Raw genomic sequence first — 21236 nt, forward strand, 5'->3', positions numbered from 1 at the left:
TCAGGCCGGAACTGCCGGGATGGCGCCTGTCCGGCACCATCCGTCCGTATCAGTTTGCCGGCGCGGCCGGAGCCGGAGCAGCGGGCGCGGGTGCGTTATCGGCTGGAGCGTCGGTCTCGTCGTCGGGCGCGGGAGTATCGTCACCGGTTGCCGGAGCATCCGCCGCCGGTGCATCTGCCGCCGGAGGCGTCTCGGCTGCCGGCTGATTCGGATTGAGCTTCTTCAGGATGGCGTTTTCCGGATCTTCGGGCAGCAGGCTTTCCAGCTTGGCGCCGATGGTCTCGAGCAGCGGCTTCGACTTGGCGTTGGCGATCCAGGCAGGCGCCTTGGCGCCGGCCAGCCAGTTGAAGAACAGCAGCGCCACGGCGACGACGAGGACGCCGCGCGCGGCGCCATAGAGGAAGCCCAGCGTACGGTCGAGCGCGCCGATCCTGGAATCGATGATCCAGTCGGCTAGCTTCATGGTGATGACGGAAACGACGATAAGCGCGATGAGGAAGACGATGCCGGCGGATGCCGCCATGGCGATCTTGTCGCTTTCGACATAGGGCTGAACGTAAGGCAGCACCGGCTTGTAGAAGAAGAATGCCGCCGCGGCGGCAGCCGCCCAGGACACGACGGACAGGATTTCGCGTGACAGGCCGCGAACCATGGCGAGCATCGCCGAGACCAGGGTGAAGCCGACGAGAATTCCGTCCAGCAGCGTAATCGGCATGTCTTTCGCCCCACTCAGATTGTCTTTTCACGGCTCGGGCGAGCCGCGTCAATCTTCCACGTCGACACGGCTGCGCCGTGAGCCGGCTATGCGTGCGACGAGATCGGCAAGTTCGGTCGGCTGGAAAGCGCCGGCCCCGATCCCCCCGACAACCTCCTCGCTGCCCAAGGGCAGAACCGCACTTCCAAAACCCAGCTTTTCGGCCTCTTTAAGGCGCTGCTGCGCATGCGCAACCGGCCTCACTGCGCCCGACAGGCTGATTTCGCCGAAATAGACGCAATCGGCGGGAAGGGCAAGACCGGTGAGCGACGAAACCAGTGCAGCGGCAACCGCCAGATCGGCCGCCGGCTCGGAAATCCGGTAGCCGCCGGCGACGTTGAGGTAGACATCGTGGGTGCCGAAGCGCACGCCGCAATGGGCTTCGAGCACGGCAAGGATCATCGACAGCCGTGCGCCGTCCCAGCCGACGACGGCACGGCGCGGCGTGCCCAATGTGGACGGCGCCACCAGCGCCTGGATCTCGACCAGCACCGGACGTGTGCCTTCCATGCCGGCAAATACCGCGGCACCCGGCGATTTTGCGTGGCGTTCGCCGAGGAACAGCTCCGACGGATTGGCGACCTCGCGCAAGCCCTTGTCCGACATCTCGAAGACGCCGATCTCGTCGGTCGGCCCAAAACGGTTCTTCACCGTGCGCAGGATGCGGTAGTGATGGCCGCCTTCGCCTTCGAAATAGAGAACGGCGTCGACCATGTGCTCGACGACGCGCGGACCGGCGATCTGGCCTTCCTTGGTGACATGGCCGACCAGCACGATGGCAGCACCGGTGGATTTGGCGTAGCGGATCATCGCTTGCGCCGAGGCGCGCACCTGGGTGACGGTGCCGGGCGCCGAGTCGGCCATGTCGGTCCACAGCGTCTGGATGGAATCGAGGATGACGAGGTCCGGCCTTCTGCCGTCGGCTATTGTTGCCAGGATATCCTCGACATTGGTCTCGGCGGCAAGTTCGACCGGCGTGTCGGCGACGCCAAGCCGCTGCGCCCGCAGCCGGATCTGCGCGACAGCCTCTTCGCCCGAGACATAGACGATGCGGTGGCCTTTTGACGCCAATGCTGCTGCGGCCTGGGTAAGCAGCGTCGACTTGCCGATGCCGGGATCGCCGCCGACCAGCAGCGCCGAGCCGCGCACGAAGCCGCCGCCGGTGGCGCGGTCGAGTTCGCCAATGCCCGAGATGATGCGCGGCGCGTCCTCGATGTCACCGGACAGGCTGGTCAGCACCACGGCGCGGCCCTTGCGCGCATTGCGCGTGTTGGCCGGTCCCGAGCCTATGCCGCCCGAGGTGCCTTCCTCGACCAGCGTGTTCCACTCGCCGCAGGCATCGCATTTGCCGGCCCAGCGCTGATGCACCGACCCGCAATTCTGGCAGATGAACTGGACGCGCGATTTAGCCATCAGGCGCCGCCTGCTTCGAGCGTTGCTAGAAAGGCTGGTGGGGCACCACCCCCCTCTGGCCTGCCGGCCATCTCCCCCTCAAGGGGGGAGATCAGCAGCTTTGGTCTCGGCGCCCACCGTGCCACGTTGATAATTGGCGAAAGCCGACATGACATCCAATCTCCCCCCTTGAGGGGGAGATGTCCGGCAGGACAGAGGGGGGTGCGAAGGAATGAGGCCTTTCTCAACAGACTACTCGAACCTCTCCGCAATATGATGCTCTTCGGCGAGGTCGGAAAACCGTGTGAACTCGCCATGGAAGGCGAGGCTCACCGAACCTGTCGGGCCGTGGCGCTGCTTGGCGACGATGACTTCGGCCTTGCCGCGCATCTCGTTCATCTCGTGTTCCCACTTGATGTATTCGTCGGTGCCGGGCTTCGGTTCGCGGTTCTTCAGATAATATTCCTCGCGGTAGACGAACATCACCACGTCGGCGTCCTGCTCGATCGAGCCGGATTCGCGAAGATCGGACAGCTGCGGGCGTTTGTCTTCGCGGCTTTCGACCTGACGCGACAGCTGCGACAGCGCGATGATCGGAACGGAGAGTTCCTTGGCTAGCGCCTTGAGGCCGGTGGTGATCTCGGTGATTTCCTGCACCCGGTTCTGCGACGATTTCGCGCTCGACCCCTGCATCAGCTGGATATAGTCGATGACGATGAGGTCGAGGCCGCGCTGACGCTTCAGCCGCCGCGCCCGCGCCGACAGCTGCGCGATCGAGATACCGCCGGTCTGGTCGATGAACAGCGGGATCTTCTGCATGGTCTGCGAGCAGGCGACCAGCTTTTCGAAATCCATCTCTGAAATCTCGCCGCGGCGGATTTTTGACGACGAAATTTCCGTCTGTTCGGAAATGATGCGGGTGGCGAGCTGCTCGGACGACATTTCCAGTGAGAAGAAGCCGACGACGCCGCCGTTGGCTGCCTTGAACGAGCCGTCGGCCTGTTGCGCCGGCTCATACATCTCGGCGATGTTGAAGGCGATGTTGGTGGCGAGCGATGTCTTGCCCATGCCCGGACGGCCGGCAATGATGATCAGATCCGACGCCTGCAGGCCACCCATGCGGCGGTCGAGATCGCGCATGCCGGTGGCGAGGCCCGACAAATGGCCGTCGCGCATATAGGCGGCGTTGGCCATGTCGACGGCGGTCTTGACCGCATCGGTGAAGCTTTCGAAGCCGCCATCGTAACGGCCGGTTTCGGCCAGTTCGAACAGCCGCCGCTCGGCATCCTCGATCTGTTCGGACGGCGCCATGTCGACCGGCGCGTCATAGGCGATGTTGACCATGTCCTCGCCGACGGTGATCAGCGCGCGGCGCGTGGCCAGATCGTAGATGGCGCGGCCATAATCGGTGGCATTGACGACGGTGACGGCTTCGACCGCCAGACGAACCACATATTGCGCCACCGTCATGTCGCCGACCTTCTCGTCAGCCGGCAGGAAGGTTTTCAGCGTGATCGGCGTCGCCACCTTGCCCATGCGGATGAGCTCGGCCGCGACCTCGAAGATTTTCCGGTGCAGCGGCTCGTAGAAATGGCCGGCCTTGAGGAAGTCGGAGACGCGGTAGAAGGCATCGTTGTTGACGAGGATGGCGCCGAGCAGCGCCTGCTCGGCCTCGATGTTGTTCGGCGCTTCACGATAAAGCGGTTGCTGCTCCGCCACGCCGAATTTTCGCGCTGCCTCTGCCATGATGTCCCCGATTTTGATCCCGGCTTCTCGATATCAGAACGAGATAAATCGGTGCTGACCTTTCTGCATCACCGCACGACCAATCAACCTCGATGCCCCGTTGTTCACAGGGGCGGCAAACCGTCCACAGAAGAGTGTTTCCGCGCCCCGATTCCGGTTGACTCAGAAAGGCGCTGACTTTTATCCGAGTCGTTGGAACAGAGCAAGAACAATCTCGGTGATTATCCGCTTCTTCCGTCCAATGTATCGCCCCAGTCCAGTCGCCGCGCTGCCTTGAACAACTCGCCCTCGCGCTTGGTGAAAAGTGTCTCGCCGGCGCCGCCATCCGGCTGGCACAGTTTGAGCAGCACCTTGCCGGAGCCCGATTTCGGCGGCGCAATCACGCGCGGCTGACGTACAGGCGCGGCTTGCCGCGACGCCGCGACGTAGATGAATTTCTCGTCCTCCCACGGCACGTCGGCGTCTTTGGCCAGGCGGTGCAGGCGCGAGCGGGCGACGCGGCGAGAAAAATGGCACCAGTCGGGCGGCTCAAGCGGGCAGGGCGCCTCATGCGGACAAGGCGCCAGCACATGCGCCCCGGCCTCCAGCAATTGCCGGCGCACTGCCAGGATGCGCTGCCAGCCTGCCGGTGTGCCGGGCTCGACGATCAGCAGTGTGTCGCCGGTCAACTGCCAGAGCCGGCCGACAAGCTTCGGCAGCGATGCCGGCGCGATCTCGTCCAGCACATAGGCGCAGGTGACCAGATCGGCAGGCTTAAGATCGGCAAGGTCGATGGTCACGTCGCCGGCGCGCCAGTCCATCCTGGTGGCGATGGTATCAAGGGCGAGCGACTGGCCAACCTTGCGCACCGCGGCGCTTGCTTCAATCAGAACCGCCTCTTCGAGGTCGGGCCACAGGTCTGTAGTGGCCCAAAGCACCGTGCCAGGACCGGCGCCGACATCGAGCAAGCTCGTTGGCTGGAAATCGGGCCGCGCATAGGCGAGTTCGTCGAGACCGGCCCGTACCGCCGCGTAGGTCGCCGGCAGCCGCGTCGCCAGATAGGCTTTTACCGCCATCTCTTCGGCCATGTGCAGGCGGCCGTCGCGCAATTCGGCGCGGTAGCGGTCGGACAGCGTCTTCGCCGCCTGGCGCAGCACCGCCAGCGGTATCGTTTCGAGCAGGCGCTCGACGCCTTGTCGCAGCGAGGCGGGGAGTTCCACGCTCAGGCTCCGCGTGGCGCGAGCACCGAGGCGCCGGCGAACTCGACAAGGGTGGTGGCTATGGTGGGCAGGCAGGTCATTAAAAAAGGTCTCGCGAGAACGAGACCTTTTTTCAGTGTCAGAGCCGTCAATGGCAAGCGGCAATCGCAATCGAGGCGTTATTCGCGATCCGCCACCTTGCGACGGCGCGCTGGCTTGGCCGCAACGGACCTGACAGCAACGGACCTGGCAGGCACAGACCTGGCGACAGCAGGCTCGGCGCCCGCCGTCTCCTGGCGATGCCCCATTTCGCGCATTTCGAGCGCCTTTTCACATTTGGCCATGTAGTCGCGCGTCATCGGCAGCGTGTCGTTCTTCTTGGCGATCTGGATCTGGAAGATCACCAGATCCTGCCAGCGGAAGGCGGCTTCCGAAGCCGCCAGATAGAACTCCCACATCCTGCAGAAGCGCTCGTCGTAGATGGCCTTGGCCATGTCCCGGTTGGCGGCAAAGCGCTGGCCCCAATGCTTCAGCGTATCGGCATAGTGCAGCCGCAGAATCTCGATGTCGGTGACTACAAGGCCCGACTTCTCGATCGCCGGCATCACCTCCGACAGCGAAGGAATGTAGCCGCCCGGAAAAATGTACTTGCGGATGAAGGCGCTGGTCGCCCACGGCACGCCGGAGCGGCCGATCGTGTGCAAGAGCATGACGCCGTCGGGCTTCAACAACGTCGCCGACTTGTCGAAGAAAGTGCGGAAGTGGTTGACGCCGACATGCTCGAACATGCCGACCGAGACGATGCGGTCGAAGCGTTCGTTGAGTTCGCGGTAGTCCTTGAGGTCGAAATGCACGCGGTCCTGCAAGCCTTGCGCATGCGCCCGGTCGGTGGCGACGCCGTGCTGCTCGGTCGACAGCGTCACGCCTTGCACGTCGACATCGAAAGCCTTGGCGAGATAGAGGCCGAGCCCACCCCAGCCGGAGCCGATATCGAGCACGGTCTGGCCGGCCTTCAGCCTGAGCTTGGCGGCGATATGGCGTTTCTTGGCCATCTGCGCCTCGTCGAGCGTCATGTCCGGCTGTTCGAAGTAGGCGCAGGAATACTGCATGTCGTCGTCGAGGAAGAGCCGGTAGAGGTCACCCGACAAATCATAGTGGCGCTGCACGTTGCGGCGCGCCCGTGATGCGGTGTTGATCTGCTGCAGGCGGCGAAAGGCGTGGCGCAGACCCTCGATGGCCTTCGACCAGGTGGCGTCGATACCGCCACTGCCCATGTTCTGGAAGGCGATGCGCATCATACCCAGTACGCCGCCCTCGATGATGTCGAGTTCGCCGTCCATATAGGCTTCCGGCACGGCCAGCATCGGATCGAAGGTAATGGCGCGCTCGGCATGCGCGGTCTTGATGTGCATATGCACCGGCTCGCCGCTGCCGTCGCCGAAAACCACTGTCGAGCCCTTCGGGCCGGTGACTTTCAGATTGCCCGTACGCACCAGGCGGTCGAGAACGCGTTTCAACAGAATATTCATCACCAAATGTCCCCTCACGGTCAGACTGGCGGACCAATTCTGCAACAATATATAGGGGTTCGAAAAGTTCCATTTGGCACAAAAATGCCCGGGCGAGAGGCCCGGGCATTGGTCCAGAAAGGCTGGATGACGACTTGGAGCGCTGCTCCGCTCGCTTCCTGTGCGATCAGGCCCGTGCGAGATCAGGCGTTGTCTTCTTCGCCGCCTTCGAACTCGGTGTTCGGGTCGAAGAAGTTCTCCGGCCGTGCGTTGTCGTTGATGTCATCGCCATAGATGGCTTCGGCGGTGGTCAGCGTCTCGCCCTTGGCCTGGCGTTCGGCTTCGTCGGCCGTGCGGGCGATGTTGAGGCTGATGGTGACCTCGACTTCCGGATGCAGCGCAATCGCCACATTGGTGACGCCGATGGTCTTGATCGGCTGGTTGAGCTGGATCTGGTTGCGGTTGACCGAGAACCCTCCGGCGGTCAGCAGGTCGGCGATGTCGCGGGTCGACACCGAACCGTAGAGCTGGCCTGTCTCGCCGGCCGAACGTACGGCGATGAAGCTCTTGCCGTCGAGCTTTTCGGCAACCTGGCTGGCTTCCGACTTGCGCTCGAGGTTGCGCGCTTCGAGCTGCGCGCGCTGCCCTTCGAACTTCTTCTTGTTGGCTTCGTTGGCGCGCAGCGCCTTGCCCTGCGGCAAGAGGAAGTTGCGGGCAAAGCCGTCCTTGACCTTGACGGTATCGCCCATCTGGCCGAGGCGGGAAACGCGTTCGAGAAGAATCACTTGCATGGTTTTGTTCCTTCGTCTGGGCACCGACCGCGGGATCGGCGCCGAATTGAATGGAACAGGTCAGGAAGCTCTGAGCGCCTTGGCGCCGGTGTCGCTGTCCTGCCTGTCGCGGCAGTTAGAGGCTTTTCACCTCAACTCGGGATTTCAATGCATGTCGCCAAAAGTGGTCCCGGTTTTGGGACAACGACATGCATCATCAAATTACCCCTGCGGCGCCCGTCGCCGTGGGAGAAGGAAGCAGGCGGCGAACCGCCCGCTCGAAAGTCTTAGCGAACCACGTAGGGCAGCAGGCCGAGGAAGCGGGCGCGCTTGATCGCCTTGGCGAGTTCGCGCTGCTTCTTCTGGCTGACGGCGGTGATGCGCGACGGCACGATCTTGCCGCGCTCGGAAATGTAGCGCTGCAGAAGACGCACGTCCTTGTAGTCGATCTTGGGCGCGTTGGCGCCGGAGAACGGGCAGGTCTTGCGGCGGCGATGGAACGGGCGCCGGGTCGGGATCTGATTGATGTCGACCATTATTCTGCACCTCCTTCAACGCCTTCGCGCGGACGGCGCGGACCACGATCACCACCGGCGTCGCCAAATGAGCGCGGCGGACGATCGCCACGGTCGCCGCGATCACGGTCGCCGAACGAGCGCGGACCACGATCACCACGGTCGCGGTCGCCGAAGCCGCCGCGTTCCGAGCGCTCTTCGCGCTTCTGCATCATGGCCGACGGGCCTTCCTCATGCGCCTCGACCTTGACGGTCAGGAAACGCAGCACGTCCTCGGACAGGCCCATCTGGCGCTCCATCTCGTTGAGCGCTGCCGGCGGGCAGTTGAGGTCCATAAGCGTGTAGTAAGCCTTCCGGTTCTTGTTGACCCGGTAGGTGAGGGACTTCAGTCCCCAGTTCTCGACCCGGCCGACGGACCCGCCATTTGCGGAGATGACGCCCTTGTACTGTTCGACAAGCGCATCGACCTGCTGCTGCGAGAGGTCCTGCCGGGCAAGGAACACATGTTCGTATAGAGCCATAGTGGTTCAGTGCCTTTCTTCGTTTCTCTCCCGGATCCTCGCGGCAAAAGCCTCTGCAACTTCTCTGACCCGCTGATCCCGAGGGGGCGGGGAAGAAAGGAGCATTTCGAGACGGTCGAGAGCGGAGACACGGGAGGCGGAAGCGCTTCTGGCTTCACACGAAGGTTTTGGGTAAAACCTCCGGCCCTCCGTTCAGCCCCCAGCAAGGACCGGCAGATTGCGGGCGTCTATATAGCAAATTGGCTGGAAGGCAAGGGTAACGCATGCTCCGGACAGCGTCCTAGCGTCGCAGGGTTGGATAAAGAAGGCATCAACTCGTATGCGGGGTACGACCGTTGATCGTTTCGGGGAAGAAGTCCGGAGCCGCCTTACGCTTGCCGAACATCATATCGTATTGCAGCAGGCGGAAGTCGTTGATCGCCGGATCAACGTCCTTCTGCCGCGCCCAGTCCGGCGTGGCCTCACCTGACGGTGTCAAAAGCAGATTGCGGTCGACGACGCGATAGCGTTCGCGCAGCGCGCCCAGGAAGCCGGTGTAGTAGGGGTGCGTGATCCCGGCCGTTGTCAGGATGTGGTAGGGCAGGAAGGCCGGGCTCACGGCGCCCATATCCTGCGCCGGACCGGTGCGGTTAGACCAGATGACCAGCGGCGTCTGATGATGCTCCAGTGCCGCCGCCGGCGTCGGTTCCTTGCGCGGCGCGACATTGTCCTTCAGGTAACCGGTTTCGACATAGACGGGGCCGAGCGGCGGCAGATGGTCGCCGAAGAAGGCGATGACCGTCGGCCGGTCGCGCTTCTTCGCCCATTCGATCAGCCGCTCGAGGCCGCGATCGGCATCGGCGGAGCCTTCGGCATAGCTGAGCAGCGATTCCCGCGCCCATGTGCTGATCGGCGCCGCGACCTTGTGGGTCGGATTGTAATAGCGGTACGGCTCGTAGGGACCGTGGTTCTGCAGGCTGACGGCGAAGAAGAACACCGGCCGCTCGCTGGCGTCGGCCTCTGCGATGATCTCGTCGGTCATCGACGCATCGGAAGCCAGCGGCCCGCGCTTTTCCAGTGGCGGCAGCGTCTCTTCCGAGCGGAAATCGTTGAAACCGAAATCGGCATAGACGGCGCCTCTGTTCCAGAACCAGTTGGTGCCCGGATGGATGGCGCGCGCCCGGTAGCCCTCGCTTTTCAGGAAGGTCGCCAGCGACGGCGTCGGCGTGCGCACATATTGCTGGTAGGGGATCGAGCCCGCCGGCAGGAAGGCATTGGAAAAGCCGGTCAGCGCCTCGAATTCGATGTTGGCGGTCATGCCGCCGAATTCCGGCGAAAACATATAGCCGGAACGCAGCGCCCGCACATTGGGGATCGGGTCAGGCGTGATTGTGACGCCGGGCAGCTTGGTCGGATCCCAGAAAGATTCGCTCATCACCACGATGATGTCGGGTTTCTCATCCGGTACCGAGGCCGCCACAGCAGGCCTGTCGATCGCGTCGATCGCCTTGTCGGAATAGCCCGCCGGCGCCGAGACATGCGCCATCGGCACGTTGAGTGCGAAGGCCAGCGCAAACCCGTTGGAGGCGTAGTTCTCCTTCTGGTCCCACATGATCGGGATGATCTGCAGCCGGTCGCGGGTCCACGAGAAGGTGGCGTAGTCCATTATCGAGACGAAGAAGGCGAGCAGCGGCACTGCCAGCGTCAGCCGCGCCAGCCGCCCTTTGCGGCTGAGGATCGGAACCTTGCGGCGCCACAACCGCCAGCCATAGATCAGCAGCGACAGGCCGGCGACGATGCCGACCGCCATGGCGAGCGCCGTCCAAGGCCGTTCGCGCACCAGGAGCGGCATCAGTGCCATGATCTGGCGCGAATAAAGAAAATCGGTTGGGTAGAGCGGATCGCCGAGATAATGCGACTTCTGATGCCCGACAAAGGCCAGCGCCAGCGTCAGCGGCGCCACGATCATCAGGCTCTGGTGACTGCGGCCAAGCACGGCGTCCAGTCCCATCAGCACCAATGCAAAGACAATGATGGTGGTCCAGCCCGGCTTGATTGGCTGCAGGAAGAAGTCGACTGTGCCGAAGAAGTCGCCGCGCACGATCCATTCGATGGCGAACACCAGGATGGCGGAGGCAAGCAGCGTGACCAGACCGTAGCGGATGACCGGCCATCTGCGCCCCGGCAGGTAGCCGGTGGACGGATCGTCTTCCAAGAACTGTGGCGCGGGTACGGCCGCGCCCTTCCTGATCCTAGCCACGTCTCTTCCCCCGGCCCAAGCAACGCGCATTTCCACTCGCGCCACCGTTCTGTCATAGAACTGTCATGCAAAAGCTAGCGCCTGTGGCGAAAATAAGAAGAGCCAGCAAACGATTCGTGAGCGGTTTTCATCAGGTGTGATCGGCAAAAAGCCTTTGGGAACAGGGACTCGAGGTCAGCTCCGGTTCAAGCGAGAGCGGAAATGCCGCCTCCGGGCTTGACTTGACGGTCCGCCTTGCGTCACAGGCAGGAAAAATCAGCCGCTGGAGAGCGCCCAAATGGCCGTCGCATTCACCTTTCCGGGACAGGGCAGCCAGGCTGTCGGCATGGGCAAGGACCTCGCCGACGCCTTCCCCGAGGCACGCAGGGTGTTCGAGGAAGTCGATGATGCGTTGGGCGAAAAGCTGTCGAAACTGATCTGGGAAGGCCCGGAAGAGGCGCTGACCCTGACTGCCAATGCCCAGCCGGCGCTGATGGCGGTCTCGCTGGCGGGAATCCGCTCGCTGGAAGCGCGCGGCTTTTCGCTGAAGGACAAGGTTGCCTACGTTGCCGGTCATTCGCTCGGCGAATATTCCGCCCTTGCCGCGGCCGGTTTCGTTTCGGTCGCCGATGCTGCCCGGCTGCTGCGCATCCGCGGCAACGCCATGCAGGCGGCGGTGCCGGCCGGCGAGGGCGCCATGGCGGCGATCATCGGACTGGAACAGCCCGACGTCGAAGCCGCTTGCACCGAGGCCGCAACGGGATCCGGCAAGGTCTGCCAGATCGCCAACGACAATGGCGGCGGCCAGCTGGTGATCTCCGGCGCCAGGGCGGCGGTGGAACTCGCCGCGAAACTGTGCACCGAAAAGGGCGCCAAGCGGGCGCTGATGCTGCAGGTCTCCGCACCCTTCCATTCGGCGCTGATGGCGCCGGCGGCCGATGTCATGCGCGAGGCGCTGGCCGGCGTGACCAAGAATGCACCGGTCGTGCCCGTCGTCTCCAACGTCACTGTAGCCCCGACCAGCGACCCCGACGAGATCGCGCGCCGCCTGGTCGAGCAGATCACCGGCCGCGTGCGCTGGCGCGAAACGGTGGAGTGGTTCGGCGCCAATGGCGTCGCCACGCTCTTTGAGATCGGCGCCGGCAAGGTGCTTTCCGGCCTGGCGCGGCGGATCAACCGCGACATCGCCACATCGGCCGTCGGCACGCCGGCCGATGTCGAGGCGGCGCTGGCCGCGCTTGCATAATCCACTGGCGATTCAACCCCTCCCGTGGGAAGGGTGTTCTCTTAAGATCAGGAGACGAAAATGTTCGAACTGACCGGCCGCAAGGCGCTCGTCACCGGCGCATCCGGCGGCATTGGCGAGGCGATTGCCCGGGTGCTGCATGCGCAAGGCGCCATTGTCGGCCTGCACGGCACCCGCATCGAGAAACTGGAGACCCTGGCCGGCGAACTCGGCGACCGGGTAAAGCTGTTCCCGGCCAATCTTGCCGACCGTGACGAGGTCAAGGCGCTTGGCCAGAAGGCCGAAGCCGAACTCGAAGGCGTCGACATACTGGTCAACAATGCCGGCATCACCAAGGACGGCCTGTTCGTGCGCATGGCGGACGCGGATTGGGACAGCGTGCTGGAGGTGAACCTCACCGCCGTGTTCCGGCTGACCCGCGAGCTGACCCATCCGATGATGCGCCGCCGCCATGGCCGCATCATCAACATCACCTCGGTGGTCGGCGTCACCGGCAATCCTGGCCAGACCAATTATTGCGCCTCCAAGGCCGGCATGATCGGCTTTTCGAAGTCGCTGGCGCAGGAGATCGCCACCCGCAACATCACCGTCAACTGCGTCGCCCCGGGCTTTATCGAATCGGCCATGACCGACAAGCTCAACGACAAGCAGAAAGACGCGATAATGGCCGCGATCCCGACGCGCCGCATGGGCACGAGTGGTGAAGTGGCGTCGGCCGTCGCCTATCTCGCCTCCAACGAGGCAGCCTACGTCACCGGCCAGACCATCCATGTCAACGGCGGCATGGCCATGATCTGACGGGATATTGCCGGGTGATAAGAAGACATGGCCGGCTTGTGAAAAGAGACCATTTCGCCTTGGACCTCAGCCATTTTTCGTGTAATGCGGCCCGCAACCCGGCGGTTCGGGCAAAAACCGGTCCGGCATCGTTGCGTTTCTGGCAGGACCATCTTTCAGCTTGATTAGCGGCATTCTGCCCGCTAACGAAGACAGACAAACAAAAGACGAGGATGCCCCAAATGAGTGACACCGCAGAGCGCGTCAAGAAGATCGTCATCGAACATCTTGGCGTCGATGCCGACAAGGTGACGGAGCAGGCGAGCTTCATCGATGATCTGGGCGCGGACAGCCTCGACACGGTCGAACTCGTCATGGCCTTCGAAGAAGAGTTCGGCGTCGAGATTCCGGACGATGCGGCCGAGACCATCCTGACCGTCGGCGATGCCGTGAAGTACATCGACAAGGCTTCGGCCTGACACTATCCGCAGTCATCACCGGGGAGGACCTGCGATGAGGCGTGTCGTCGTCACGGGCCTTGGCCTGGTTTCGCCGTTCGGCATGGGCTTCGAGCACAGCTGGAAGGAACTTCTGACCGGCCGCAGCGCCGCCAAGCGCGTCACCGAGTTCGAAGTGGAAGATCTTGCCTGCAAGATAGCCCACGTCATTCCGCGCGGTGACGGCACCAACGGCACGCTCAATCCCGAAGCCGTGCTCGAGCCCAAGGAACTGCGCAAGATCGGCGACTTCATCCTTTACGGGATTGCGGCCGCCGACGAAGCGCTGAAGGATTCCGGCTGGGAGCCCAGCACCGAAGCCGAGCGCTGCGCCACCGGCGTCATGATCGGCTCCGGCATTGGCGGCCTCGAGGGCATCGCCGAGAACGCTATCATCCTGAAAGAGCGCGGACCGCGCCGTATCAGTCCATTCTTCATTCCCGGCAACATTATCAACCTGGTATCTGGCCAGGTATCGATCCGGCATGGGCTGAAAGGCCCCAACCACGCCGTCGTCACCGCCTGCTCGACCGGCGCGCACGCCATTGGCGATGCCGCCCGGCTGATCATCTTCGGCGATGCCGACGTGATGCTGGCCGGCGGCGCGGAATCGCCGGTGACCAGACTATCGCTTGCCGGCTTCGCTGCTTGCCGGGCACTGTCCACCGACCGCAACGACACGCCTGAGAAGGCCTCGCGTCCCTATGACCGCGACCGTGACGGCTTCGTCATGGGCGAGGGCGCCGGGGTCGTCGTGCTGGAAGAACTCGAACACGCCAAGGCGCGCGGCGCCAAGATCTATGCCGAGGTCACCGGCTACGGCCTGACCGGCGATGCCTATCACATCACTGCACCGGCCGAAGACGGCGACGGCGCCTTCCGCTGCATGACGGCGGCGCTGAACCGGGCCAAGCTGACGCCCGCCGACGTCGACTACATCAACGCGCACGGCACCTCGACCATGGCCGACACGATCGAACTCGGCGCCGTCGAGCGGCTGGTCGGCAACGCCGCCTCGAAAATCTCGATGTCGTCGACCAAGTCGTCGATCGGCCATCTCCTGGGTGCCGCGGGCGCCGCCGAGGCGATCTTTTCGATCCTCGCTATCAGAGACAACATCGCGCCAGCCACCATCAATCTTGACAACCCGGAACGCGAAACCGCGATCGATCTTGTTCCGAACACGCCACGGCATCGCCAGGTCGACGTGGCGCTGTCCAACTCCTTCGGCTTCGGCGGCACCAACGCTTCGCTGGTATTCCAGCGTTATACAGGCTGATTGCGGTATCGACCGGCGCGCCAGCGGTCTGTCGTCAATTTTGCCATATTCAAGCCTACTCTGCCGCTGGGGATTCGTCGCATCGGCCTGAAACCGAAGGCGCTTTTTTTAAAAGCACGATGCGTGGGCTTGAAATGTTAGGGCACGCTGTGCGTCCAATCGGGCGCATGGTCGCTCTAAGAGATCAGATGGTAGGGCGCTAATGAACACCAATCCGGGCGGCAGCGGACAATTCGGACAAAACCAGCAGACCGGCCCGATCGTGCCGAAGACCGCGGCCGAAGCTTTGCGCCCGGAAGCCGGCACACCACCACCAAAGCGCTCGCGCGCCTCGCGCAGCCAAGTCGTCGTGTTCATGAACTTCGTCATCTCCGCGGTGATGTTGATGATCCTCGCCGCCGGCGTTTCGCTCTATTTCGGCAAGCAGGCATTCAACGAACCGGGCCCGTCGGTGGCCGGCGACACCTTCCTGGTCAAGCCGAGCACCGGCGTCCAGGATATTGCCGACCAGCTCGAACGGCGTGGGCTGATCAGCGATGCCCGCATCTTCCGCATCGCCGTGCGGGTCTATGGCAATGATTCAGCGCTGAAGGCAGGCGAATACGAGATAAAGCCGCGCGCCTCCATGCGCGACATCATGGAGCTTCTGAAGAGCGGCAAGTCGGTGATGTATTCGCTGACCATTCCCGAGGGCCTGACGGTCGAGCAGGCGCTGCAACGCATCGCCGAGCAGGATGCGCTGACCGGCGACATGCCGGCCGCCAAGCCGGCTGAGGGCAGCCTCGCCACCGACACGCTGCGCTTTACCCGCGGCGCCACGCGCCAACAGATGGTCGACAAGCTGCTCGCCGACCAGAAGAAGTTGGTCGACGAGGTCTGGCAGCGGCGCGCGCCCGACCTGCCTCTGGCCAATGTCGACGACTTCGTCACCTTGGCCTCGATCGTCGAAAAGGAAACCGGCCGGGGCGACGAGCGCTCGCGCGTTGCCGCCGTCTTCCTCAACCGTCTGGCCAAGGGCATGCGGCTGCAATCCGATCCGACCATCATTTACGGCCTGTTCGGCGGCAAGGGCAAACCCGCCGACCGGCCGATTTATCAATCTGACATCCAGAAACAGACGCCTTACAACACCTATCTGATCAACGGCCTGCCGCCGACGCCGATCGCCAATCCCGGCCGCGCCGCGCTCGAAGCCGTCGCCAACCCGTCCAAGACCGATGATCTCTATTTCGTCGCCGACGGCACCGGCGGCCACGTCTTTGCCACCACGCTTGCCGAGCACAATGAGAACGTTGCCCGCTACCGGGCACTGCAGAAGAAGCAGGCTGAAGACGCCGCCAAGGGCGCCAAGACTCCGGGCCAGACCGATGCGCCGGCGGATGGCGACGACAACGGTGACGCAAGTGGCGATGCCGCCGGTGACAGCGGTGATGCCGGCGATACGGGTGCCGCCCAGTAGCAGGCCGGCGCTTTCAGACGGATCGACCTTAAGCGATGCGGACGGAGGCGGACGCGCTGCTGCTTTGAACGAGTAGCGCCGTTCGAAGCGTCTTCGGTCTTGCTCGGGTGCCTCTGCTTCGCTCGATTTCAGCCCCGCGAGATCGAAACGACAGCGGAAATCAAGATCTTGCCGGTATTGCGATTCTGACATTCGCGCTGCCCGTGATATCGAACGCATGCGCAATTGTTAGAATCGGACCATCAGGGAGACACGAGCCGCATCATGAATTTGCAGAGCATGACCGGATTTGCACGCACTGTTGCCGAACATGACGGCGCCTCGATCGCCTGGGAGGTCAAGTCGGTCAACGGCAAGAGCGTCGAGGTCAGGTTGCGGCTGCCGCAAGGTTTCGAGCGGCTCGAACCGACTGTGCGGCAGACGCTGCAGAAGCGCTTTTCGCGGGGCAATTTCCAGGCGACGCTGACGGTCGGCCGCGCCGCCGGCCAGCAGGCGCAGCCAGTGGTCAACGAAGCCTTCCTCAGGGATCTGGCGGGCTTGGCCAAGCGGCTGCAGGACCAGTTCGGTGTTGGTCCGGCAACTGCCGACGGTCTGCTTTCCCTGCGCGGCGTGCTCGATATCCCTGAAACCAGCGAAACCGAGGAGGTGCGGGCAGCACTCGACGCGTCAATCCTGTCCGCGCTGGAAACGGCGCTTACAGGTCTCGAGCAGGCACGCCAGAACGAGGGCGAAGCGCTGCGTTCGCTGCTTTCCGGCCATATCGACGCCATTGAGGCGCTGACGCTTCAAGCCGAGGCCGACCCGTCGCGCGAACCGGCGGCGATCCGCGAGCGGATCGCCGAACAGGTGCGGCTGCTGATGGATGCGTCGGCCAATCTCGATGCCGGCCGGCTGCACATGGAAGCGGCGTTCCTGGCCACCAAGGCCGATATCCGTGAAGAGATCGATCGGCTGAAGACGCATGTGGCGTCGGGCAGAGCGCTGCTGGCAAATGGCGGCGCCATCGGCCGCAAGCTCGATTTTCTGGCGCAGGAATTCAACCGCGAATCGAATACGCTGTGTTCCAAGTCGAACGCCGCCACTGTCACCGCCATCGGGCTGGAACTGAAGGCGGTGGTCGACCAGTTTCGCGAACAGGTCCAGAATCTGGAGTAAACCCGAATGGGTGGCAAGGAGCCGATGGTTGCCAGGGATCTCGGATCCCGCATTCGCCGCCGCGGGCTGATGCTGGTCCTGTCGTCGCCGTCGGGCGCCGGCAAGTCGACGATCGCGCGCAACCTGCTGGAAAGCGACGGCAGCCTGGAATTATCGGTCTCGGTCACCACCAGGCCACGCCGCGGCTCGGAGATCGAGGGCGTCCACTATCACTTCCGCACCACGCGCGAGTTCGAGCGGCTGCGCGATTCCGACGCGTTGCTCGAATGGGCCGAGGTGCACGGCAATTGCTACGCGACGCCGCGCGAGCCGGCCGAACTGGCGCTGGCGCAGGGCCGTGACATGCTCTTCGACATCGACTGGCAAGGCGCCCAGCAGCTCAAGGAGAAGATGCGCGCCGACATTGTCTCGATCTTCATCCTGCCGCCGTCGATGAAGGAATTGAAGTCGCGCCTCAAGCGCCGCGCCGAGGACCAGGAGCACGTGATCGAGACCAGGCTGAAGAACGCCCGCAACGAGATCGAGCACTGGAAGGAATATGACTTTGTCATCGTCAACGACGATCTCGACCGCGCCTTCGCCGAAGTGCGTGGCATCGTGACGGCGGAAAGGCTGCGGCGCGACCGCCGGCCCGGGCTGTTCGATTTCGTCTCGGGGTTGCTGGACGAGAAGACGGAATAGCTCGTCCACCGCTGGCAATCTAAATAGCCGCATCAGCTGCCTGGCAGATCGTCCGGCCAACGCTGCGCTCCGTGAAGCACGCGCAGGATTCGAATCGTGCTGTTGGTCAGCTGATAGGCCGCGACATATGGCGTGCCGACGATGACGATCTCTCGTGTCCCTGCAAGCCTGCCGATCCGGCCGCTTTGGGGAAGGTCCCGAAGACGGTTGATTGCGGCGACGATCCGCTCATCGGTGGCGATCGCGGCCGCAGGATTGTCGGCCTCGATATGCGCGAAGATGCCGTCGCGATCTGAAAACGCGAATGGCGACCAGACGATCTTCAAGATTAGGTTCACCCGAACGCCGCGCCGCGGCGCGTCTCTCGGCAAAATGCGCCTCGACTTGATCATCAGGAATGTCTTGTCGGGTGTCGTCGAGCGCTTCGCGAACCTTGGCGCGAAACCATAAATCATACGCCTCGTTGTTTGTGACGAGACCGATGGGCAGCGCACCCTCGTTGGCGGTTCGGGTGAGCAATATCCGCACCGCATCCGAGACCGTCAGCCCCATGCTTTCGAGCACCGCCGAAGCTCGATCCCGGATGTCGGCGTCGATACGCGTCTGGACCAGTGCATTTGCTGGCATGGCAATCTCCTTCGACGTCAATGTAATGCGTTTGAATGACGATTGCTAGGCGGCGCTAGCGCCGCCGGTCAAACCGCGTTTGTCAGCCGCACGAATTCCTCGACGCTGAGCGTCTCCGCACGCCGGGTCGGATCGATGCCGGCGCGCGTCAGCAGTGCCTCGCCACCCAGGCTCTTCACGCTCTGCCGCAGCATTTTCCGGCGCTGGCCGAAAGCGGCTTCGGTGACGCGACCGAGTTTTTTCACGTCGGTTGACAAAGGGCTGGCGCGCGGCACCAGATGCACCACCGAGGACGTTACCTTGGGTGGCGGCGTGAACGCTTGCGGCGGCACGTCGAAGGCGATCCTCGCCTCGGTCCGCCAGCCCGCCAGCACGCCGAGCCGGCCATAAGCATCGCTGCCGGCACCGGCGACAATGCGCTCGGCCACCTCGCGCTGGAACATCAGCGTCATCGATTGATAGAAGGGTGGCCAGTCCGCCACGGTCAGCCAACGGATCAACAGCTCGGTGCCGATATTGTAGGGCAGGTTGGCGGCAATCCTCACCGGGCCGTCTTGTGACGCGGTCTTGGCAAGCGCGGCAAAATCCGTCTTCAGCGCATCGCCGCTGATCACCTCGAGCCGGCCCGGATAGTGGTTGGAGACCTCGGCCAAGGCCGCAAGGCAGCGTTCGTCGCGCTCGATGGCGACGACGCGGCGGGCACCGGCAGCGAGCAGCGCCCTGGTCAGCCCGCCGGGGCCGGGGCCGACCTCGATCACCGTGCTGTCGGTGAGGTCGCCGGCGACCCGCGCGATCTTGCCGGTCAAATTGAGGTCGAGCAGGAAATTCTGGCCAAGCGCCTTCTTTGCCTGCAGTCCATGGCGCTCGATCACCTCGCGCAGCGGCGGCAGCCCGTCAATGCTCATGAATTTGGCTCATGATTTTGGGCTCATGCAGCTGCGGGCTTTGCGCCGGTATCGGCCAGCCGGCGGGCCAGCTTCAGCGCCGCGATCAGGCTGTCGGGACGTGCGATGCCCTTGCCGGCGATGTCGAAGGCTGTGCCGTGATCGGGCGAGGTGCGGATGAACGGCAGGCCAAGCGTGACGTTGACGGCCTCGTCGAAGGCCAGCGCCTTGGCCGGGATCAACGCCTGGTCATGATACATGCAGACCGCCACGTCGTAGCCGGCGCGGGCGCGCGCATGAAACATCGTATCGGCCGGCAGCGGCCCGAAGGCATCGATGCCTTGCGCCCGCAACATGTCGACCGCAGGACGAATGATGCGCTCGTCCTCTGTCCCCATGGCGCCGCTTTCGCCGGCATGCGGATTGAGGCCGGCAAGCGCGAGCCTCGGCCTGGCGATGCCGAAACGGCGTGCAAGATCGCCGGCGGTGATGCGCGCGATGGCAACGATCAGCTCCGTCGTCAGCGTCTTCGGCACCTCGGCCAGCGCGATGTGGATGGTGACCGGAACGGTGCGCAATTCGGGGCCGGCGAGCAGCATCACCGGCGTCACCGTGCCGCCGGTGTGGAGCGAGGCCAGATGCGCCAGATATTCGGTGTGACCGGGAAAGCCGAAGCCGGCATCGTAAAGCGGCTTCTTGGCGATCGGGCAGGTGACGACCGCGGCCGCGTGACCGGCAAGGCAGTCGGCGACCGCGCGATCGATGGCCTCGATGATGCCGGCGGCATTGGCCGGGTCGGGCCGGCCGGGATCGTCGGTGAAGTGGGCCGCCAGCGGCACCACGGGCAAGGCGTGTTGAAAGACACCAGCTGCTTGGGCCGGCACCGTCTCGGCGATTGCCACCGCCGCGCCGAGCCGGCGCGCCCGCGCGGCAATCAGCGCCGGATCGGCGAGAAGATAGAAGGGCGCGGCACCGGAACCGCGGGCGCTCTGCCACGCGGCAATGGCGATTTCCGGACCGACGCCGGATGGATCGCCGACGCTCAGCGCCAGCGGAAGCTCTGTCTCATGCACGGCTGGGCCGGTTCAGCGCGTAACGATCTTGGCTTTCGCCTTCAGCTCTTCGACATACTTGGCCGAGAGCTCGTCGGCGTTCTTGTCGCCGCTGCCTTCGCTCTGGAACACCATCTGGGCCGCCTTGTCGTCGGAAACCTCGCGCGACGAGCAGATGCCGATGAATTCGATGCCGCGATCGGTCTCGCGCACGGCCGTGGCGCCGCCCAGCTTGGTGGCCTTGATCTGCTCGGCCCAGTCCGGCGGCAGTTGCGGCGCCAGCAATCGGGGGAGGTCGCGAACGGTGACGTCGATCAGGCCCTTGGCGAATTCACGCGTGGTGTTGCAGCCATTGAAGCGGGCGCGCATGGCTTCGGCCTCGCGCTTGCGTTTGGCGAGTGTGGCACTGCGCTCGGCCTTCGGCACCACGAAGATCACCTGCTGCAGCATGTACTCGGTGGCGCTTGGCTTGGCGCCGCCTTTTTCGAGCATGCGCTTGACCAGATCCTGTTCGCTCACCTGCCCGCCGCCGCCGCTGTAGCGTGCGCTCAGCGCCTGGTTCCACGCCATCTGGGAGCGGATGAATTCCTTGAAATGCTCCTTGGTCACGCCGGACTGCGCCATGACACCGTCGAGCTGCTTGAGCTGCATCTTGTTGCTCGAGGCAAAGCGCTGATAGGCCGCCTCTACCTGGGCATCGGAGATGCGGATGCCGAGACGCCTGGCCTCCGCCATACGCAGCGTCTGGTCGATCATTTCCTGACCCGCGTCACCCTTCTTGCGCTGCAGTTTCAGGAAGGCAGCCCGGTGCGCGATGTCGCCGGTGGTGATCGGCATGTTGTTGACGACATACTTGATTTCACTGGCGAAGGCCGGCGGTACCATCATGGTGACAGAGACCGAGGTCGCCGCCAACAGGAGCGCGAATCCTGCCGAAAACAGGTATTTCCTCATCGAAAGCATCCCAATTCTAGCCC

The 21236-nt window shown here is 63.8% G+C and carries 20 protein-coding genes and 1 pseudogene; 7 read left to right on the top strand and 14 right to left on the bottom strand.

What is annotated here, in order from left to right; translation table 11 throughout:
- Positions 1–49: 49 nt before the first annotated feature.
- The 9 genes from AC3CCE_RS28665 to AC3CCE_RS28705 all read right to left on the bottom strand — a co-directional run bounded on the left by AC3CCE_RS28665 (position 50) and on the right by AC3CCE_RS28705 (position 10623).
- A complete protein-coding gene (locus tag AC3CCE_RS28665) occupies positions 50–715 on the bottom strand; it encodes a CvpA family protein (RefSeq protein ID WP_023672715.1) in 666 nt (221 codons plus the stop codon).
- A 48-nt stretch (positions 716–763) separates the two neighbouring features.
- The gene (gene radA, locus AC3CCE_RS28670) at positions 764–2167 is read right to left on the bottom strand and encodes a DNA repair protein RadA (RefSeq protein ID WP_023672716.1); all 1404 of its coding nucleotides are present in this window, start codon (positions 2165–2167) and stop codon (positions 764–766) included.
- A gap of 231 nt (positions 2168–2398) precedes the next feature.
- Entirely contained in the window at positions 2399–3892 is a 1494-nt protein-coding gene (locus AC3CCE_RS28675; RefSeq protein ID WP_023672717.1) for a replicative DNA helicase, read from the bottom strand.
- A 221-nt stretch (positions 3893–4113) separates the two neighbouring features.
- The gene (locus AC3CCE_RS28680; protein ID WP_352512281.1) at positions 4114–5091 is read right to left on the bottom strand and encodes a small ribosomal subunit Rsm22 family protein; all 978 of its coding nucleotides are present in this window, start codon (positions 5089–5091) and stop codon (positions 4114–4116) included.
- 158 nt (positions 5092–5249) lie between these two features.
- Positions 5250–6599 carry a cyclopropane fatty acid synthase gene (locus AC3CCE_RS28685; RefSeq protein WP_352512279.1) on the bottom strand — a complete coding sequence of 450 codons (1350 nt, stop codon included), beginning with the start codon at positions 6597–6599 and terminating at the stop codon, positions 5250–5252.
- A gap of 182 nt (positions 6600–6781) precedes the next feature.
- Complete coding sequence (gene rplI, locus AC3CCE_RS28690) at positions 6782–7369, bottom strand: 50S ribosomal protein L9 (RefSeq protein ID WP_352625994.1); 588 nt, start codon at positions 7367–7369, stop codon at positions 6782–6784.
- 266 nt (positions 7370–7635) lie between these two features.
- A complete protein-coding gene (rpsR, locus tag AC3CCE_RS28695; protein ID WP_006203718.1) occupies positions 7636–7884 on the bottom strand; it encodes a 30S ribosomal protein S18 in 249 nt (82 codons plus the stop codon).
- Positions 7884–8384 carry a 30S ribosomal protein S6 gene (rpsF, locus tag AC3CCE_RS28700; RefSeq protein ID WP_023672722.1) on the bottom strand — a complete coding sequence of 167 codons (501 nt, stop codon included), beginning with the start codon at positions 8382–8384 and terminating at the stop codon, positions 7884–7886. Before rpsF ends, rpsR begins: the two co-directional genes overlap by 1 nt.
- A gap of 310 nt (positions 8385–8694) precedes the next feature.
- Entirely contained in the window at positions 8695–10623 is a 1929-nt protein-coding gene (locus tag AC3CCE_RS28705; protein WP_352625995.1) for an LTA synthase family protein, read from the bottom strand.
- Positions 10624–10900: 277 nt separating this feature from the next.
- Here AC3CCE_RS28705 and fabD point away from each other — a divergent pair, with 277 nt between their 5' ends.
- From fabD to gmk, 7 genes are all read left to right on the top strand, one after another.
- The gene (gene fabD / locus AC3CCE_RS28710) at positions 10901–11848 is read left to right on the top strand and encodes an ACP S-malonyltransferase (protein WP_352625996.1); all 948 of its coding nucleotides are present in this window, start codon (positions 10901–10903) and stop codon (positions 11846–11848) included.
- A gap of 60 nt (positions 11849–11908) precedes the next feature.
- The gene (fabG, locus tag AC3CCE_RS28715; RefSeq protein WP_352625997.1) at positions 11909–12646 is read left to right on the top strand and encodes a 3-oxoacyl-[acyl-carrier-protein] reductase; all 738 of its coding nucleotides are present in this window, start codon (positions 11909–11911) and stop codon (positions 12644–12646) included.
- Between the two features lie 221 nt (positions 12647–12867).
- Positions 12868–13104, top strand: coding sequence for an acyl carrier protein (locus AC3CCE_RS28720; RefSeq protein ID WP_006203723.1), 237 nt, complete (start codon positions 12868–12870; stop codon positions 13102–13104).
- A 34-nt stretch (positions 13105–13138) separates the two neighbouring features.
- Complete coding sequence (fabF, locus tag AC3CCE_RS28725; RefSeq protein ID WP_023685687.1) at positions 13139–14401, top strand: beta-ketoacyl-ACP synthase II; 1263 nt, start codon at positions 13139–13141, stop codon at positions 14399–14401.
- Between the two features lie 202 nt (positions 14402–14603).
- Positions 14604–15860 (top strand): endolytic transglycosylase MltG, encoded by a 1257-nt coding sequence (gene mltG / locus AC3CCE_RS28730; RefSeq protein WP_023715070.1) that lies wholly within the window; start codon positions 14604–14606, stop codon positions 15858–15860.
- Positions 15861–16124: 264 nt separating this feature from the next.
- On the top strand, positions 16125–17015 hold the full coding sequence (locus AC3CCE_RS28735) for a YicC/YloC family endoribonuclease (RefSeq protein WP_023685689.1): 891 nt from the start codon (positions 16125–16127) through the stop codon (positions 17013–17015).
- A 6-nt stretch (positions 17016–17021) separates the two neighbouring features.
- The gene (gmk, locus tag AC3CCE_RS28740) at positions 17022–17696 is read left to right on the top strand and encodes a guanylate kinase (protein ID WP_023672729.1); all 675 of its coding nucleotides are present in this window, start codon (positions 17022–17024) and stop codon (positions 17694–17696) included.
- Positions 17697–17728: 32 nt separating this feature from the next.
- On the opposite strand, the gene AC3CCE_RS28745 is transcribed toward gmk, so the two are convergent.
- From AC3CCE_RS28745 to AC3CCE_RS28765, 5 genes and pseudogenes are all read right to left on the bottom strand, one after another.
- Positions 17729–18022, bottom strand: coding sequence for a type II toxin-antitoxin system RelE/ParE family toxin (locus AC3CCE_RS28745; protein ID WP_352626446.1), 294 nt, complete (start codon positions 18020–18022; stop codon positions 17729–17731).
- Between the two features lie 16 nt (positions 18023–18038).
- Positions 18039–18323 (bottom strand): annotated as a pseudogene (locus AC3CCE_RS28750) (type II toxin-antitoxin system RelB/DinJ family antitoxin); the annotation flags it as partial.
- Between the two features lie 68 nt (positions 18324–18391).
- Positions 18392–19228, bottom strand: coding sequence for a 16S rRNA (adenine(1518)-N(6)/adenine(1519)-N(6))-dimethyltransferase RsmA (gene rsmA / locus AC3CCE_RS28755; protein WP_352626448.1), 837 nt, complete (start codon positions 19226–19228; stop codon positions 18392–18394).
- 23 nt (positions 19229–19251) lie between these two features.
- Entirely contained in the window at positions 19252–20280 is a 1029-nt protein-coding gene (gene pdxA / locus AC3CCE_RS28760; protein ID WP_031202010.1) for a 4-hydroxythreonine-4-phosphate dehydrogenase PdxA, read from the bottom strand.
- Between the two features lie 12 nt (positions 20281–20292).
- Positions 20293–21222, bottom strand: coding sequence for a peptidylprolyl isomerase (locus AC3CCE_RS28765; RefSeq protein ID WP_023738609.1), 930 nt, complete (start codon positions 21220–21222; stop codon positions 20293–20295).
- Between the last annotated feature and the right edge of the window lie 14 nt (positions 21223–21236).

This window comes from Mesorhizobium sp. P160187 (genome assembly GCF_057766425.1).

What these genes read in the sequence shown, in the direction of transcription:
- AC3CCE_RS28665 (WP_023672715.1), bottom strand. Translation starts at nt 715, where the DNA reads ATGCCGATTACGCTGCTGGACGGAATTCTCGTCGGCTTCACCCTGGTC.
- radA (WP_023672716.1), bottom strand. Translation starts at nt 2,167, where the DNA reads ATGGCTAAATCGCGCGTCCAGTTCATCTGCCAGAATTGCGGGTCGGTG.
- AC3CCE_RS28675 (WP_023672717.1), bottom strand. Translation starts at nt 3,892, where the DNA reads ATGGCAGAGGCAGCGCGAAAATTCGGCGTGGCGGAGCAGCAACCGCTT.
- AC3CCE_RS28685 (WP_352512279.1), bottom strand. Translation starts at nt 6,599, where the DNA reads ATGAATATTCTGTTGAAACGCGTTCTCGACCGCCTGGTGCGTACGGGC.
- rplI (WP_352625994.1), bottom strand. Translation starts at nt 7,369, where the DNA reads ATGCAAGTGATTCTTCTCGAACGCGTTTCCCGCCTCGGCCAGATGGGC.
- rpsR (WP_006203718.1), bottom strand. Translation starts at nt 7,884, where the DNA reads ATGGTCGACATCAATCAGATCCCGACCCGGCGCCCGTTCCATCGCCGC.
- rpsF (WP_023672722.1), bottom strand. Translation starts at nt 8,384, where the DNA reads ATGGCTCTATACGAACATGTGTTCCTTGCCCGGCAGGACCTCTCGCAG.
- fabD (WP_352625996.1), top strand. Translation starts at nt 10,901, where the DNA reads ATGGCCGTCGCATTCACCTTTCCGGGACAGGGCAGCCAGGCTGTCGGC.
- fabG (WP_352625997.1), top strand. Translation starts at nt 11,909, where the DNA reads ATGTTCGAACTGACCGGCCGCAAGGCGCTCGTCACCGGCGCATCCGGC.
- AC3CCE_RS28720 (WP_006203723.1), top strand. Translation starts at nt 12,868, where the DNA reads ATGAGTGACACCGCAGAGCGCGTCAAGAAGATCGTCATCGAACATCTT.
- fabF (WP_023685687.1), top strand. Translation starts at nt 13,139, where the DNA reads ATGAGGCGTGTCGTCGTCACGGGCCTTGGCCTGGTTTCGCCGTTCGGC.
- mltG (WP_023715070.1), top strand. Translation starts at nt 14,604, where the DNA reads ATGAACACCAATCCGGGCGGCAGCGGACAATTCGGACAAAACCAGCAG.
- AC3CCE_RS28735 (WP_023685689.1), top strand. Translation starts at nt 16,125, where the DNA reads ATGAATTTGCAGAGCATGACCGGATTTGCACGCACTGTTGCCGAACAT.
- gmk (WP_023672729.1), top strand. Translation starts at nt 17,022, where the DNA reads ATGGGTGGCAAGGAGCCGATGGTTGCCAGGGATCTCGGATCCCGCATT.
- rsmA (WP_352626448.1), bottom strand. Translation starts at nt 19,228, where the DNA reads ATGAGCATTGACGGGCTGCCGCCGCTGCGCGAGGTGATCGAGCGCCAT.
- AC3CCE_RS28765 (WP_023738609.1), bottom strand. Translation starts at nt 21,222, where the DNA reads ATGCTTTCGATGAGGAAATACCTGTTTTCGGCAGGATTCGCGCTCCTG.